The organism is Paraburkholderia ginsengiterrae (assembly GCF_001645125.1).
Classification (GTDB): domain Bacteria; phylum Pseudomonadota; class Gammaproteobacteria; order Burkholderiales; family Burkholderiaceae; genus Paraburkholderia; species Paraburkholderia ginsengiterrae.
In genome coordinates this window covers 113935-128931 of sequence record NZ_LXKA01000382.1, presented here as the reverse complement: position 1 = coordinate 128931, position 14997 = coordinate 113935, and the positions used below count along the sequence as shown (strand labels likewise).

Here is a 14997-nt window from a genome sequence, read left to right as displayed (position 1 = left end):
AGGGCAAAAGAAAGCGGATCATGATCTGGCTAGCCGATGCGGTGCTTGTCGTGCATGCGCTGCTTGCGTTGTTCATTGTGGGCGGACTCGTCGCGATCTGGGTGGGCGCCGCCCTCGGCTGGAGCTGGATACGTCAACGGCTTTTCCGCCTCACACACCTCTTCTCGATTCTGATCGTGTCAGCGCTGTCGCTGCTGGGTATCGCGTGCCCGTTGACGACGCTCGAGGACTGGCTGCGTACAGGCTCGCTGGAATCGTCAGGCGTCACACAAGGTTTTATCCAGCGCTGGGTGAGCCGCCTGCTCTACTACGATTTGCCGGCCTGGGTGCTCACGCTCCTGTACGTCGCTTTCGGCCTGGCGGTGTTACTGGCCTGGCGCCTGATTCCAACACAGCACGCACAACGATCGCAGGCAACGCACCAATGAGCGACGAATCACGCGAGTTGCTGTGCGACCCGCCGGCGCAATTCGGGCAGCACGTCGCTTTCGAACCACGGGTGATGCTTGAACCAGGCCTGGTTGCGCGGCGACGGATGCGGCAATGGCAACACCGCAGGACCAAAGTCGCGCCATGCGAGGACGGTGTCCGTCAGCGTCGCCTTGCGCGCGTTCGCGAGGAAATGCCGCTGCGCATACTGGCCGATCAACAGCGTGAGGCGTATCGCCGGCAATTCCGCGAGCAGCCGGTCGAGCCAGAGCCTCGCGCATTCGGGCCGTGGCGGGTTGTCGCCGCTCGCGCCGCGGCCCGGGTAGCAGAATCCCATCGGCACGATCGCGAAGCGCGACGCGTCATAGAACGTGTCGGGCTCGACACCAAGCCACTCGCGCAGCCGCTTGCCACTCGCGTCGTCCCATGGAATACCGCTGGCATGCACGCGCGCGCCAGGCGCCTGCCCGACGATCAGAATGCGCGCGTCACGGTGCGCGCGCACCACGGGGCGCGGGCCAAGCGGCAGCACGGCTTCGCAAGCGCGGCAGGCGCGGATTTCGGTAAGCAGCACGTCGAGCGGCGTGCGTCGTTCTTCAGACATGGGGGATTGCAGGTTTCGGTATGGAAGCGACGTGCGCGGCCGTTCAACGAGATCAGTCCTTGCCCCACCGCCAGCGAGGCGGCTCGCCCTTGAGCCAGCACACGGCCACGAGAGCGAGACTCGATAGCGCGACCAGCAAGGCAAACGTGACGGGCTCTTCGTGCGGGCGGAAAAAACGCGTGTCCAGCCAGATCACCACCAGGTAAGTGACCAACACCACCCATCCTTGCCAACGCGACGGGAGGCCCCAGCCCCAACCATAGCGTTTAGCCGGAAACCAGTAGTCTTGCTCAGATGACATGATGCGATCCAGTCACGCGGATATTGCGTCATTATGCCGTCTGCCCGAGCGGCTCGCCGAACTGCAGTGCGGCAAGCTGGGCATAGAGCGGCGAACTGAGAAGGAGATCGGCGTGACGGCCCTGCGCGACGATGCGCCCCTGCTCCAGCACGACGATGCGGTCAGCCTGTTGCACGGTCGCCAAACGGTGTGCGATGACCAGCGTGGTGCGGTTCTGCGCGGCATTGTCCAGCGCCAGTTGCACGAGCCGTTCGCTGGCGGCGTCGAGCGCGCTGGTCGCCTCGTCGAGCAGCAGAATGGGCGGGTTCTTCAGAATCGCGCGGGCGATCGCGATGCGCTGACGCTGCCCGCCTGAGAGCCGCACGCCGCGCTCGCCGCTGACGTGTCGTAGCGTTGCGGCAACTCGTCGATAAAGCCGCTCGCAGCCGCCATGTCAGCGGCGCGCTGTACTTCCTCGAAGGTGGCATCCGGTGCGCCGTAGCGGATGTTGTCGAGCACAGTTCCGGAAAAAATTACGGACTCCTGCAAGACCACGCCAATTTCCCGGCGCAATTCAGCAAGCGCCACCTGCCGCGCCGGCACGCCGTTGATGAGGATGTTGCCGGACTGCGGATCGTAAAAACGCAGCAGCAGTTGGAACAGCGTGGTCTTGCCCGCGCCGGACGGTCCGACCAATGCGACATGCTCGCCCGGACGGACATCGAGTGAAATACCGGCGAGCGCCGCCACGCCGGGACGCGACGGATACGAGAAGCTCACGTTGTCGAAGCGGATACCGTCGCCGCGCCGTGGCAGCGGGACGGTGGCTTCGGCCTGCTCGACCGGCGAGCGCGCCTCCAGCAGTTGCAGCAGCCGCTCCGTGGCGCCCGCGGCACGTTGCAGATCGCCCCACACTTCGGCGACCGCCCCCACCGCGCCGGCGGTGACGACCGCGTAGAGAATGAACTGGGACAATTGACCCGCTGTCATGCTGCCGGCCAGCACTTGTTGCGCGCCGAGCCACAGCACGAACACGACGGCGGCGAACACCAGCACGATCACCACGGCCGTCAGCCAGGCGCGTGCGCGGATGCGCGTGAGCGCCGTCTGGAATGCGCCCTCCGCCGCGCCGGTGAAGCGCATGGCCTCGTAGGGTTCCTGGGTGAACGATTGCACGGTCGGCATGGCGTTGAGCACCTCGCCCGCCAGCGCACTCGCATTCGCCACCTTGTCCTGACTCGCACGCGAGAGCCGCCGCACGCGCCGCCCAAAAACGACGATGGGCACGATCACCACAACCAGCGTGGCGAGAATGTAGCCGCACAGCACGGGGCTCGTCACCGCCAGCATCGCGACGCCGCCGGTAAGCAGGAAGAAGTTGCGCAACCCCAGCGACAGGCTGGTGCCCACCACCGTCTGGATCAACGTGGTGTCAGCGGTCAGCCGCGACAGCACCTCTCCGGTCTGCGTGGTCTCGAAGAACTGCGGACTCATCTCGAGGATGTGCCCATAGACCGCCTGCCGCAAATCGGCCGTGACCCGCTCGCCCAGCCACGACACCAGGTAAAAGCGCAGCGCCGTGGCGGCGGCAAGGATCAGCGACACGACGAACAGCGCCAGAAAATAGCGATCGATATGCGCCCGGCTGCCGGCGGCGAAACCGCGGTCGATCAGGTATCTGAACGCCACCGGCAAAGTCAGGGTCGCCCCCGCCGACGTCACCAGCGCGAGGAAAGCGAGTGCCCAGCGGCCGGCGTAACGGCGCAGAAAGGGTGATAAGGAGAACAACGGGCCGAGGCGCGAAGCACGCGGGGCGGCATCGGACATGATGCATTTCCTGGGCGGATCGAAAGTCCCCCAATTGTGCCAGTCCTGCGGATTCACGGGCGGCCCGCGTAGAGGCGTGGCGCTTGCGGCGGTTCTCCATCTGTATCAAGATCGAGTCGACTCATCAGGAACAGGCGAGTCTCATGACCGATGATCCCGATCACAATGCCACTAGCGACCCCAATCCCGATCCCGATTCCGAACCCGACAAGCTGACCGGCCCCGGCGGTATGACGCTGCGCCAGATTCACGACCAGGTGCAGAAGAGCGTCGAGCGCGATCGCGAAGCGCAGGCCAGGCATCACGCAACCGCTCCGCAGCAGAGCCGGTGGCAGCGGTGGGTGCGCTATGTGTGGGGTCGCAGCGGACGCCGCTAGCGACCAGCAGCCGTGTTGGCCGGCGCGGTCGTGCGTGCGGTCTGCGCTTCGTCCGCGGCGTCGCTGCCGATGCCTTCAATCGCATCGGCCGTAATGTCGAGTTGCTCCCGCAATCCTGTCCATCCTCGCGGCGTGATCTGCACGGCCCGCGAGGCCCGGCTGCGTGTGACCCAGCCTTTGGCACACAGCGAATCGAGCAGCGCTACGCCGAGCGGCCCCGCGAGATGGTGCTGCCGTTCAGTCCAGTCGAGGCATTGACGTGCGATGCCATGCCGCCCCGGTCGAGCCGCTTCGAGGTCGAGGCCGAACGCGTCGAACCACGCCGCGCCCTGGTCCGTGATCGCAAAGCGCTTGTCTGGTTCGACGGATAGCAAACCCCGCGTCAACAGCGCTTGCGTGATCGCAACGCCGGCCTGGCCAGCCAGATGGTCGTAGCAACAACGCGCGAACCGGAGTTTCTCGGCGTCGCGGCCAGGCGGTTTACGGCGGACGGTCCGTGGCGTGCCGATCGACGCGAGGCTTTCGAGCGCCAGCGCGACTTGCGGGCCGGCGAGCCGGGAGTAGCGGTGCCGCCCTTGTTTCTCGACATCAAGAAGTCCGCCGTCCAACAACTTCGTCAGATGGCTGCTGGCCGTTTGCGGCGTCACACCGGCGGCATAGGCCAATTCACCCGCGGGCAATGCGCGGCCGTCGGCGAGCGCCATCAGCATGGCGGCACGGGCGGCATCCGCGATCAGGAATGCGGTGGCGGATAGATTGGGCTGGGCGTTCAAGAGGATCTCCGTGATTTCAGCTCGAGCATACGGCGATTCGATAGTCGCATGTTTCGACACGCATCGAAGCATCGGACACCACGCGCCGCCGATACTGGAGCAACACACGGCACGAAAAAAAGGATCGCCCCAAGGTGGAGAACGTCAAGCATCAGCAACGCGTGCTACTCGCGACGAGCCTCAGCTACGTGATCGTGATTCTCGATACGTCGATCGTCAACGTCGCGCTGGAGCCGATCGCCAATAGTCTCGCGGGCGGCATTGCCGGATTGCAGTGGATCGTCACCGCCTACACCCTGACTTTTGCCAGCCTGCTGTTGACCGGCGGAACGCTGGGTGATCGTCATGGCGCGCGTAACGTCTACATCGCGGGGCTGGCCGCATTCACCGTGGCGTCGGCGCTGTGCGGCGCCGCACCGAGCCTCCCCCTGCTGGTCGCCGGGCGCATTGTCCAGGGTGTCGGAGCGGCATTGCTGGTGCCGGCCTCGCTGGCCCTCATCAACCACACCTGGTCGAATTCCCGCGAACGCGCCGCCGTGTTCGGCGTGTGGGCCGGACTGGGCGGCGTGGCCATGGCGTCCGGGCCATTGCTGGGTGGAGTGCTGATCGGCTTGATCGGCTGGCGCAGCATCTTTCTGGTCAACGTGCCGATCTGCCTCGCGGGCATCGTACTCGCCTTGCGCGTGCCCGCCGCTCGGTCAGATTCGCCGCTTGCGAACACGCGTTCGTTCGATCTTGCCGGGCAGCTTGCGGGGATCGCGGCGCTGGCATTGCTGAACATCGCGATTATCGACGCGCCGCGCGACGGATGGGGCTCGCCCGCCGTCATCGGATGCATGGTGGCGGCGTTGGCCGCCGGTGCCGCCTTCGTCGCGATCGAAGCGACCCGTGCCCAGCCGATGATGCCGCTCGATCTGTTTCGGCACGCCGTATTCCCGGCCGCGGTGTGGGCGTCGATGGTCTCCGCGGTCACGTTCTATGGGCTGATGTTCGACCTGAGTCTGTTATTTCAGCGCCAGCTCGGCTACACACCCTTGCACGCAGGACTGGCGTTCCTGCCGCTGACGATCGTGGTCCCCGTCGGCAGCCTGCTCTCCAAGCGTGCAAGTGGATGGCTCGGGGTGAAATGGCTGGTCGCCGGCGCATTTCTGCTTTCGGCGGGCGGCTATTTCGCTCTGATGGCGCTCGGCCCGGCGGCGCCCTATGCCCTGCTCGCCCTGCCGCTGCCGGCGATCGGCTTCGCGGCGAGCCTCATCACGCCGGCTACCACCGCGGCCATGATGGCGTCGGTCGATCGTCAGCGGGCGGGTATCGCGGCGGGGGTGCTGAACGCGGCACGCCAGACCGGGGCGCTTCTCGGCGTAGCGTTGTCCGGCGGGCTGATTGCGCGGCACGCTGAGATCGGTGAAGGCATGCAGCCCGGCTTCCTGATCGCGGGCGTTCTGTCGCTCAGCGCCGGCGCAATCTGGTGGCGCGCCGCGACGCGCTCCGGCCCGCAAGACGGGATTGCCTCACCGGCCATTCAACCAGTGCAGCGACGGAGCCACTGAGCGGATGACCACTCGCGCCGCCGCACGACGGCTAATTGCTGGCGTTTTCGACCACGCGGCCCTCCGCGCGCCAGCGGAGCATGCCGCCCGCGAGGTTGGCGACGTCCTGGAATCCCGACTGCCGGAGGATGACCGTGGCTTGCGTCGAACGTCCGCCCGCCCGGCACACCGTCACGATTGGGCGTTCTTTCGAGAGCTCGTCGGCGCGCCCGGCCAGTTCGCCGAGTGAAATGAGCTTGGCGGCGGGAATGCGCCCCAGCGGCCCATCGAACTCGTCCGGCTCGCGCACGTCGACGATCTGAACCGAACGAAGATTTTCCTCGAGCCATTGGGAATTGATTTCCCAGATGCCCGCGAACGTGTACGTCAGCGGCGCCCAATCCGGCTCGGCCATCTGCGTAGGGTCATTGTCGGCAACACCGCATTTCAGGTTCGCCGGCACCGCGACGTCGATCTGCTTGGGATGCGGCAGGCGCAGATTCGTCACGTATCCGACGAAATCGCCTTCACACAATTGCCCCCCGAGGCGCGGATTGAAGCGCCGCTCCTCGGCGACACTCGTGACCGTCAAACCGCGATAGTCGTGGGCCGGATAAAGCAGGCACGCTTCAGGCAGCGTGAAAATCTGATGATGGACCGCCTGGAACATTGCATGGGCGTCGCCATTCTGGAAATCGGTCCGGCCCGTGCCGCGTATCAACAGGCAATCGCCGGTAAACGCCATGGTCTCGTTGTCGAGTACGAGGCTGATGCATCCATTCGTATGACCAGGCGTTGCGCGCACTTCCAGGTACCGCGCGCCGAACCGGCACCGTTCGCCATGGCTCAGATAGCGGTCCGCGCCTTCGGCGCCACTGGTGGCCGATATCGCAATCTGGCTGCCCGTGCGGCGCTTCAGCATCCACGCGCCGGTCACATGATCGGCGTGAACATGGGTGTCGACGGTATAGAGCAGGCGCAATCCGAGTTCTTCGATCAGTGCGGTATCCCGCCGGACCTGGTCGAATACCGGATCGATCAGGACAGCCTCTCCCGCTGCGCTATCCGCAAGGAGATAGGTGTAGGTGGACGATTGCTGGTCGAATAGCTGCCGGAAGATCAACACGATAGGTCTCCACCGCGCATCTGTGTGCGCGCTTCGGAATAGCGGCGCACGAGACGCCGACAAACCGTCCCGCGCGCCGCCGAATTTGGCCGGTGTGAATCAGGAGCGCCGGACTCCGTACCGTCCGGCGCCCGCCCCTTCATTCAACCCGACGCTTACTTCGGTTGTGCCACCACCCGCAGATAAGGTTTCAAGGTTTTGAAACCCTGCGGATATTTCTTCATTGCGTCCTCGTTGGAAACGGACGTCGGAATAATGACGTCGTCGCCCGGTTTCCAGTTCACGGGGGTCGCCACCGTGTGCTTCGCATTGAGCTGAAGCGAATCGAGCAGACGCAACACCTCGTCGAAATTGCGGCCCGCGCTCATCGGATAGACGAGCATGGCTTTGACTTTCTTGTCCGGCCCGATCAGAAACACGGAGCGCACCGTTGCGTTGTCCGCTGCGGTGCGCGGGCCGCCGCCGCTCGCGTTCGGATGAATCATGTCGTAAAGCTTCGCGACAGTCAGGTCGGAATCGCCGATCATCGGGTAATTGACCGCATGCCCCTGCGTCTCTTCAATATCGCCCACCCACTTCAGGTGGTCGCTGACGGGATCCACGCTGAGCCCGATGATTTTGGTGTTGCGCTTGTCGAATTCCGGCTTGAGCCCGGCCATATATCCCAGTTCAGTGGTGCACACGGGCGTGAAATCCTTCGGGTGCGAAAACAGGATCGCCCAGTGGTCACCAATCCATTCGTGAAAACGGATCGTCCCCTCGGTGGTTTCAGCGGTGAAATCGGGTGCTTCTTCTCCTAATCGAATCGACATATTCAGTCTCCATGCGGTGGAAGCGCGAAGGTATTAGCGTGACTGCCGGAGCGACAGCCTCACTCCGCCCGGCTGTTTAGTCAGGCGATTGGTTTGACTCAGGAGCAGCCTACGGCCCGTTGAACTGGATTGCGCGGTGGAACGATCTGCGAACGCAGCGGATTCAGAGGCTTTCCCCGAATAGCCGTGAAGCGATTCAGACAACGGGACGCCCCGCGGGTCGTGCTTATAGCGTACAACAAAAAATGCCTTTATCGCAGACCGAATCCGCCGTTCTGGCGGATAGCACACTTATACCCGGCGCCTCAAGCCAGCCGGCCTCGCCTTACGACAGTGAAGCCAGCATGTTCGACAACCTTCTCATGTGAGCCTTGAACGCGTCGCTCGCCTCGCGGTCGGTTGTCGGGTTCACCTGCGACGTCTCGGCAAGTTGTGCCTGCTCATGAAAATCATTGGCGACCGTGCGCCGGATGTCCGCGGGTAACGCCCGCACGATGGAGACGAGTAAAGCCTCTTCGGCGTGCATCATGCCCAGAATCGAATGCGTATCCATGGAGGAAACTCCGTTGAAAGCGTCGACCATCCAATCTAGCACGCGCTTGGGATTGGTGCGCCGCAGCGCATCCAATCCCGAACCTCACCGCTCACGCCATGCCCGCGCGCTATCCAACCAGTTCCCGATGCAGCGCGACGAATTCCTGCGCGAGCTTGTGCTTGGGATCGAAGTGAATCATCGGCTTGGCGTATTGATGCGACTCGCGAATTTTCACGGACGAGGACAGTCGGGACTCGAGCACCGGCAGCCCCTCGCTGATCAGTTCCTCGACCAGCTGCAGCGGCAGGCTCGCGCGCGGCTGAAACTGGTTGATCACAATACCCTCGACCTCGAGCCCGGGGTTATGGTCCTGCTGAATCTCCTTGACGTTGTCGAGCAGCGTATATAACGCGCGACGCGAGAAATCGTCACAATCGAAGGGAATCAGGCAGCGCTCGACCGCAATCAGCGCGGAGCGGGTGTAGAAATTCAGCGCGGGTGGCGTGTCGATGTAAATCGCGTCGTACTCGTCCAGTTCATTCAACGCGTCGCGCAGCTTGTAGATTTTGTAGCGGGATTCGAGCTTGCTGTGGAGCGTATCGAGATCCGGATGCGCGGGCATCACATCGAGGTTCTCAAAAGGCGTAGCGTGGATGAACGTCGAGACAGGCGTCGGCCTGAAGCTGAAACTCAAGGCCGTCTCGAAGAAGTCGGCGACGGTGGGCTTGATCTCGCTGACCTGCTTGCCAAGAAGATACTGGCTGGAGTTGCCTTGCGGGTCGAGGTCGATGACCAGCGTACGCAGGTTCTCGCTGGCGTTGATCGCCGCCAGATTGCATACGATGGTCGATTTGCCGACTCCGCCCTTCTGGTTAAATATGACACGCCGCATTTGCCTCTGCCCCTTTTTTTGAAGAACGCGCAAGAGGCACAGCTTACCGCAGCAAAATGACAACGTGACAAGCGATCTGGCTGATCGTGCCGTCGAAATCGAAAGCGGCAACGACACTCGCCGCCCCGATCTCGTTCACGCGATGATGCCGGCCACAGGTCAACGCATATTCCCGGTGTGCCCCAGAGAATAGCGGCCAGGCTGTGGCCACACGGTCAGTCCATGCGGTTCCGCGCCAACCGGGATGATCTTGACGGCGCCCGTCGTCGTATCGATGGCGTAGACAACATCGTCGTACCGGCCGGACAGCCACAACATCTTGCCGTCCGCGCTGACGTTGCCCATGTCAGGGCTTCCTCCCCCCGGAATGGGCCAGGTGGTCAGAACCTTGCGCGTGGCAAAGTCGAGCACCGACACACCCCCTTTGCCGTGGCGCGGTCCGTGAACGAGATTGGAGCCGCGATTTGCGATGTACAGCTTGGTGCCGTCCCGGCTCGGATACAAGCCGTGCGTGCCGACGCCGGTCGGGATGAATCCGATCTTCGTGAAGCTGTCACCGTCGACCACGAAGACACCGTTGGCCATCATGTCGGCGACGTAAAACACCTTGCCGTCCGGCGACACACGAATGTCCTGCGGCATGCCCTTCTTTTCGAGCTGAAGGTAGCCCAGGACCTGGCGATTGACGAGATCGATCTTGGCGAGCTTGCCGCCGAACTCACAGGTGAACAGCGCGTACTTGCCGTCGATCGAAAAATCGGCGTGATTGATGCCCTTGCACTGCGGCACTTCGAGACTCGATTTCAGCGCCATGGTGTGGGGATCGCGGAAGTCGAGGCGCGCATGCGCTTCCGCCACCACGATCGCTTCCTTGCCGTCCGGCGTGAAGTACATGTTGTACGGATCGTCCACCATGAGCGCCTTGCCAGGCTTCCCGGTTTTCGGATCGATCGGCGTCAGGCTGCCGTCGGGCCGGCCCTCGGCGTTGTTCGCCACCCACAATGTTTGCAGATCCCATGCGGGCACGACGTGCTGCGGGCTGAAACCGACATGAAACCGGTCGACGACCTTGAAGGTGGCCGGATCGATCACATAGACGTCATTCGAGCGCAGATTCGGGACGTAGACGCGAGTCAGCGCGCCCGCAACCGCCGGGCTCATATGGCCGGCGCTCGCTTCACCATACAGGTTGCCGGGATCCACCACGGGCGGCATGCCGGCTACGGTGGCCACAGCCGACGCGGCGGATGCCGCGCCCACGGCGCAGCACCCAGCCAGCGCGACGGCGGCGGCCGTTACGAGACGCGTAAGACGACGGGAACGCAGTTGCATAGTGGATTCCATGATCGTTTGAAGAGATGACTCGAGGCAGAAACCGGCCGGCTTCAAATGCTTTAGTGACCGCCTGTCTCCTTCCTGATCGCATCGATTGTGCGAGACACGATTGCGTCGACACCCAACTGACCAAGTTCGACGCTCGATCTGCGCGGGTCGCCGCCATACACACCATCGGCTGCCCCGAGCTTCGGGCCGCTGCGCAGGTGCTCGAGCCGCACCATCTGCGGTGCAACTGCAAGGAGCAGCGACGTATCGGCGAGTCCGGCATGGGTGCCGATCTCGGCATCACTGACGCCGTGCTGACGCAGGATCTGTGCGTAGCCGTCGGAACTCATGCCGTAGTACTCCGGCGGCACGAATGCCCGTGCGCCTGAGCCGGCCCAACTCTTGTTGAGCTGGGCCACGGCGTGCCTGATGTCGTTCTGGTAACCGCCGTGATCGCCAAGAAAGACGATGTTCGTGAACCCGTGGACCTTGAAACTGTTCGCCGCGGATTCCAATGTCTTCTCGAACACGTCGTCCGGCACGGTGATGGTGCCGGGAAAGCGCATGTGCGAGGTCGGCGGCGCATAGCCGCCCTCCGGCACATAAGCGATGACCGGCGCGACGATCGCGTTGCCGAGGCCCTCCGCGATGCGCTGGGACAAGACCTTCACGCGCGCGTTGTGCTTGCCGAGTGCAACGTCGGGCCCGCTTTGCTCGGTCCCGCCGATAGGGATGATGATGGTGGTTTTGCCCGCGTGAATCTGGTCGCGCAACTCTGTCCAGGTCAGGTCCTCCAGCTGCACCGTCTTCGGTGCCTGTGCCACTGCGGCGTGGGTGGTGACCAGTACCATGGCCGATGCCAAGGCTAGTCGAAGGGGGAAGCGCATGACATGTCCTCGTAGAAACGGTTTGTTCCGGTTCGTGAAAGGGTGTGACGGCAATGCGGACACGGAACGGCGAACATACGATGCCGGATTCACGGCGACCGGCATTGTGAAATGGAACGAAGGTCGGATTCGGCCAGTGATTGTAGCGCGCCAGATACTGTAAATGGGCGTGGCATATTTCACGCGTCAATGTTACGCGGTCATGCAATACAGCTATCCCAGCGCCTGGAAATCGAAAAAGGCATTCGAAAGATATATTCCATTTTGTTGACTGAATTTTTTAATTCGCTATACGAAGCATTGTCGCCACGACTCCGCATGGACGGCGTAAGCGAGAATGAGACCGGTGGTCGTTCGCATTAAAAGAGGGACCTGGGGCCTTTCTGCGTTGTCACGGGAATCCCCTTACACTCGCAGTTGACTCCCAAGACCACTGCGCTCATGACTCAAATCCACAAATCAGACGTCAAACGGTTCCGCGCCAACTTACGCGATGAACTGGATGGAGCGGCACTCTACGAAGAACTCGCTGCGGCGGAGCCGAATCCCGGCCGGCGCGACGTGTTCCGTCAACTGGCGCAGGCCGAACGCGAACATGCGGAGCTTTGGCGCTCCAAGCTTCACGCGCACGGTGTCCGCGCTCCAGCGGCCAAGCCGTCGTTCAAAACGAAAACCTTGCGTCTGCTCATACGCCGTTTCGGCCCGCGCTTCGTGCTGCCCGCGCTAGCTGCCGCCGAGTTTGCGGACCGCAACAAATACGCGAACCAGCCTGATTCGGCGGGTCTGTCCGCCGACGAGCACAGCCATGCCGCGGTCGTTGCCGCAGCCGCACAGGGCGGTCACCCAGGCGGCGTGACCGGGGCTGAAATAGCGCGGGCGGAGTCGTGGCATCGCGGCGCTTCAGGCAATGATTTGCGCGCCGCCGTGCTCGGCGCCAACGACGGCCTCGTGTCGAACTTCTGCCTCCTCATGGGTGTCGCGGGCGCCGGGTCTTCCAGCAAGGTCATTCTCCTGACCGGGCTGGCCGGGTTGATTGCCGGAGCCTGTTCCATGGCGCTTGGCGAATGGCTTTCAGTGACGAATGCGAGAGAACTCGCGCAGACTCAGATCGCCCGCGAAGCCGAGGAGCTCGAGCACACGCCGGAGGCCGAGCAGCGTGAGCTGGCACTCATCTATCAGGCGAAGGGGCTGGACAAGGAGGAGGCCCACCGCGTCGCCGAACAGTTGATGCGCAACCACGACAAGGCACTCGATACGCTCACGCGCGAAGAGTTGGGCATCGACCCCGACGAACTCGGGGGCAATCCATGGAGCGCGGCGGGCACGTCGTTCGGCCTCTTCGCGTTGGGCGCGATTTTTCCAGCCGTGCCGTTTTTCTGGTCGCACGGCCTCGCCGCCATTGCGACTAGTGTCGGGCTCAGCGTGCTTGGGCTGGCCGTCATCGGCGTGGTCACGTCGCTGTTCAACGGCCGGACACCCTGGTTCTCCGCAGCCCGGCAGGTCGTCATTGGCTGCATCGCTGCTGCCTTCACGTATGGTGTCGGTGCGCTGCTCGGCGTATCGATGTCGTAGCGCATGAGTCACATGCATCACCATCTCACTAGGTCACTACTACATTCCAACGGGCAGCAAGTTTCATAAAGATTCCGAAGCGATTAGGTTTGTCACAATTCTCGCGTAGAAGTGGCGCACCATCAAATAGCCGTCGCACACGATCCGGGCGCGCATTGAGAGTGAATCGCCATGCAAAATCCTAAAGCTGCCGCCACCGCTTTGCCGCCCCGCACAACGGCATCGCCGCCGCGCCTCGGCGACGAGATTCTGTGCGTGAAAAACGTGTCGCGCGGTTTTCACAAGGCCCAGAGCGAACTGCTTGTCCTCGACGACGCGAATCTGTCGCTGCGCGAAGGCGAGATCGTCGGCCTGCTGGGCCGTTCGGGTTCGGGCAAGTCGACGCTGTTGCGTATCATCGCCGGTCTGATCGAGCCGACCGACGGCGAAGTCACGTATCTGGGCAAGCCGCTCGACGGCCCCGCCAAGGGCGTCGCGATGGTGTTCCAGACCTTCGCGCTGTTTCCCTGGCTGACTGTGCTGCAGAACGTGGAGGCAGGTCTCGAGGCGCTTGGCGTCGGCACCGGCGAGCGGCGCGAACGCGCGCTGGCGGCAATCGACCTGATCGGTCTGGACGGCTTCGAGAATGCGTACCCGCGCGAACTGTCGGGCGGCATGCGCCAGCGTGTCGGCTTTGCGCGCGCGCTGGTGGTCGACCCCACGCTGCTGCTCATGGACGAGCCATTCTCCGCGCTCGATGTGCTGACCGCCGAGAATCTGCGTACCGACCTGCTCGATCTGTGGACGCAAGGCCGCATGCCGATCAAGTCGGTGCTGATCGTCACGCACAACATCGAGGAAGCGGTGTTCATGTGCGACCGGATTCTGGTGTTGTCGTCGAATCCGGGCCGCGTCGTGGGGGAGACGCAGGTGCCGTTCCCACACCCGCGCAACCGTCTGGATCCGGCGTTCCGGCAACTGGTGGACGAGATCTACGCCAAGATGACGGCACGTCAGATTGACGAGGCGGCCAGAAAGGGCCTCGAGCCTGGCAGCCGGTTGCCGGAGGTGTCGACCAACCTGATGGCCGGCCTGATCGAAATGCTGGCCGCCGCGCCCTATAACGGCCGCGCGGACATGCCGGAGATCGCGCGCTCGCTGCATCTGGAGGTGGACGACCTGTTCCCGGTCGCCGAAGCGCTGCAGTATCTCGGTTTTGCCGACGTGCGCGAAGGCGACATCATGCTCACCCCAGCGGGGCGCGCGTTTGCCGACCTCGGCACCCAGGAGCGCAAGATGATGTTCGCCGACCATCTGCTGAAGAACGTGCCGCTCGCCGCGCGAATCAAGAAGGTGCTAAACGAGCGCCCTGGCCATCGCGCGCCGCGCGTGCGTTTCGAGCAGGAACTGGAAGACTTCCTGTCGGACGGCGCCGCGGAAGAAACGCTCGACGCGGTCATCAACTGGGGCCGTTACGGCGAGATCTTCTCGTATAACGACAAGACGGAAATTTTCAGTCTGGAGGACGTCGAGTCCTGAACGACGCATTCAGCACGGTGCCGGGCAAGCTCAGTCCGGCATCCCGTTATGACCGCCCAGCGGCCTGGCCGGCCAATCTTCCCAGCGGTCCTTGCGCGTGCGTTCGTGCGCTTCGTTGAGCGGATAGCGGATGCGATTGTCCTCGCGCGGACGCTCGCCAATCACCATCAGCCTGACATCGCTTTTGGTGTTGTTGATAAACGTGTGGCAGATTCCGGTGCCTGCCGGAAATGCTACCGAATCGCCTTCAGCTAGACGGTGCAGCGCGCCGTCGATCCACGCATCGGGCGTGCCATGCAGCACGTAGACGAACTCCTGTTCGGTGCTTTCCGCGTGCGGATAGGACGTCCTCCGACCCGGCAAAAGCCGCACATGATGAATGCCGATGCGCGTAATGCCCAGCGCGGCAGAAAGTGGCGAATCGAGCCCCATCGGTTCGGTATCGCCGCGATAGACGTGCGCGTCCGCTTCTTCCAGTTCGGTCCAGTGTTTGATGAAATCCGGTCGGCTCAT

15 protein-coding genes and 1 pseudogene are annotated in these 14997 nt (G+C 63.3%); 5 read left to right on the top strand and 11 right to left on the bottom strand.

Annotation, left to right across the window (positions count from 1 at the left end):
- Positions 1 to 20 precede the first annotated feature (20 nt).
- Positions 21 to 428 carry a DUF2784 domain-containing protein gene (locus A6V37_RS36860; RefSeq protein ID WP_064265154.1) on the top strand — a complete coding sequence of 136 codons (408 nt, stop codon included), beginning with the start codon at positions 21 to 23 and terminating at the stop codon, positions 426 to 428.
- Between the two features lie 8 nt (positions 429 to 436).
- Here A6V37_RS36860 and A6V37_RS36855 read toward each other — a convergent pair whose 3' ends face one another.
- From A6V37_RS36855 to A6V37_RS36845, 3 genes and pseudogenes are all read right to left on the bottom strand, one after another.
- The gene (locus tag A6V37_RS36855; protein WP_064265153.1) at positions 437 to 1033 is read right to left on the bottom strand and encodes a uracil-DNA glycosylase family protein; all 597 of its coding nucleotides are present in this window, start codon (positions 1031 to 1033) and stop codon (positions 437 to 439) included.
- A 52-nt stretch (positions 1034 to 1085) separates the two neighbouring features.
- The gene (locus A6V37_RS36850) at positions 1086 to 1334 is read right to left on the bottom strand and encodes a hypothetical protein (protein WP_064265152.1); all 249 of its coding nucleotides are present in this window, start codon (positions 1332 to 1334) and stop codon (positions 1086 to 1088) included.
- A 31-nt stretch (positions 1335 to 1365) separates the two neighbouring features.
- Positions 1366 to 3140 (bottom strand): annotated as a pseudogene (locus A6V37_RS36845) (ABC transporter transmembrane domain-containing protein).
- Between the two features lie 143 nt (positions 3141 to 3283).
- On the opposite strand from A6V37_RS36845, the gene A6V37_RS36840 reads away from it, so the two are divergent.
- Positions 3284 to 3517, top strand: a complete 234-nt coding sequence (locus tag A6V37_RS36840) for a hypothetical protein (protein ID WP_064265151.1) — start codon at positions 3284 to 3286, stop codon at positions 3515 to 3517.
- On the opposite strand, the gene A6V37_RS36835 is transcribed toward A6V37_RS36840, so the two are convergent.
- Positions 3514 to 4290, bottom strand: coding sequence for an ArsR/SmtB family transcription factor (locus tag A6V37_RS36835; RefSeq protein WP_075643625.1), 777 nt, complete (start codon positions 4288 to 4290; stop codon positions 3514 to 3516). The two genes, A6V37_RS36840 and A6V37_RS36835, sit on opposite strands and share 4 nt — an antisense overlap.
- Before the next feature lie 134 nt (positions 4291 to 4424).
- Here A6V37_RS36835 and A6V37_RS36830 point away from each other — a divergent pair, with 134 nt between their 5' ends.
- A complete protein-coding gene (locus A6V37_RS36830) occupies positions 4425 to 5840 on the top strand; it encodes an MFS transporter (RefSeq protein ID WP_064265150.1) in 1416 nt (471 codons plus the stop codon).
- Positions 5841 to 5871: 31 nt separating this feature from the next.
- Here A6V37_RS36830 and A6V37_RS36825 read toward each other — a convergent pair whose 3' ends face one another.
- From A6V37_RS36825 to A6V37_RS36800, 6 genes are all read right to left on the bottom strand, one after another.
- Positions 5872 to 6942, bottom strand: a complete 1071-nt coding sequence (locus A6V37_RS36825; RefSeq protein ID WP_064265249.1) for a rhodanese-like domain-containing protein — start codon at positions 6940 to 6942, stop codon at positions 5872 to 5874.
- 158 nt (positions 6943 to 7100) lie between these two features.
- Positions 7101 to 7757 carry a peroxiredoxin gene (locus A6V37_RS36820; RefSeq protein ID WP_064265149.1) on the bottom strand — a complete coding sequence of 219 codons (657 nt, stop codon included), beginning with the start codon at positions 7755 to 7757 and terminating at the stop codon, positions 7101 to 7103.
- 325 nt (positions 7758 to 8082) lie between these two features.
- On the bottom strand, positions 8083 to 8310 hold the full coding sequence (locus tag A6V37_RS36815) for a hypothetical protein (protein ID WP_064265148.1): 228 nt from the start codon (positions 8308 to 8310) through the stop codon (positions 8083 to 8085).
- Positions 8311 to 8419: 109 nt separating this feature from the next.
- A complete protein-coding gene (locus A6V37_RS36810; RefSeq protein ID WP_064265147.1) occupies positions 8420 to 9184 on the bottom strand; it encodes a ParA family protein in 765 nt (254 codons plus the stop codon).
- A 159-nt stretch (positions 9185 to 9343) separates the two neighbouring features.
- Positions 9344 to 10516: a YncE family protein gene (locus tag A6V37_RS36805; RefSeq protein ID WP_064265146.1), complete on the bottom strand. Its 1173-nt coding sequence runs from the start codon at positions 10514 to 10516 to the stop codon at positions 9344 to 9346.
- Positions 10517 to 10578: 62 nt separating this feature from the next.
- Positions 10579 to 11394 (bottom strand): creatininase family protein, encoded by an 816-nt coding sequence (locus tag A6V37_RS36800; RefSeq protein WP_064265145.1) that lies wholly within the window; start codon positions 11392 to 11394, stop codon positions 10579 to 10581.
- Positions 11395 to 11835: 441 nt separating this feature from the next.
- Between A6V37_RS36800 and A6V37_RS36795 the strand changes: the two genes are divergently transcribed.
- Positions 11836 to 12966, top strand: a complete 1131-nt coding sequence (locus A6V37_RS36795; protein WP_064265144.1) for a VIT1/CCC1 transporter family protein — start codon at positions 11836 to 11838, stop codon at positions 12964 to 12966.
- Between the two features lie 171 nt (positions 12967 to 13137).
- Entirely contained in the window at positions 13138 to 14484 is a 1347-nt protein-coding gene (locus tag A6V37_RS36790; RefSeq protein WP_064265143.1) for an ABC transporter ATP-binding protein, read from the top strand.
- Between the two features lie 30 nt (positions 14485 to 14514).
- On the opposite strand, the gene A6V37_RS36785 is transcribed toward A6V37_RS36790, so the two are convergent.
- Positions 14515 to 14997 (bottom strand): cupin domain-containing protein, encoded by a 483-nt coding sequence (locus A6V37_RS36785; RefSeq protein ID WP_064265142.1) that lies wholly within the window; start codon positions 14995 to 14997, stop codon positions 14515 to 14517.

Bases quoted from the DNA above. Each gene is read 5' to 3' on its own strand.
- A6V37_RS36860 (WP_064265154.1), top strand. From the start codon at position 21: ATGATCTGGCTAGCCGATGCGGTGCTTGTCGTGCATGCGCTGCTTGCG.
- A6V37_RS36840 (WP_064265151.1), top strand. From the start codon at position 3,284: ATGACCGATGATCCCGATCACAATGCCACTAGCGACCCCAATCCCGAT.
- A6V37_RS36795 (WP_064265144.1), top strand. From the start codon at position 11,836: ATGACTCAAATCCACAAATCAGACGTCAAACGGTTCCGCGCCAACTTA.
- A6V37_RS36785 (WP_064265142.1), bottom strand. From the start codon at position 14,997: ATGAGCCGACCGGATTTCATCAAACACTGGACCGAACTGGAAGAAGCG.
- A6V37_RS36805 (WP_064265146.1), bottom strand. From the start codon at position 10,516: ATGCAACTGCGTTCCCGTCGTCTTACGCGTCTCGTAACGGCCGCCGCC.
- A6V37_RS36815 (WP_064265148.1), bottom strand. From the start codon at position 8,310: ATGGATACGCATTCGATTCTGGGCATGATGCACGCCGAAGAGGCTTTA.
- A6V37_RS36850 (WP_064265152.1), bottom strand. From the start codon at position 1,334: ATGTCATCTGAGCAAGACTACTGGTTTCCGGCTAAACGCTATGGTTGG.
- A6V37_RS36820 (WP_064265149.1), bottom strand. From the start codon at position 7,757: ATGTCGATTCGATTAGGAGAAGAAGCACCCGATTTCACCGCTGAAACC.
- A6V37_RS36790 (WP_064265143.1), top strand. From the start codon at position 13,138: ATGCAAAATCCTAAAGCTGCCGCCACCGCTTTGCCGCCCCGCACAACG.
- A6V37_RS36810 (WP_064265147.1), bottom strand. From the start codon at position 9,184: ATGCGGCGTGTCATATTTAACCAGAAGGGCGGAGTCGGCAAATCGACC.
- A6V37_RS36855 (WP_064265153.1), bottom strand. From the start codon at position 1,033: ATGTCTGAAGAACGACGCACGCCGCTCGACGTGCTGCTTACCGAAATC.
- A6V37_RS36800 (WP_064265145.1), bottom strand. From the start codon at position 11,394: ATGCGCTTCCCCCTTCGACTAGCCTTGGCATCGGCCATGGTACTGGTC.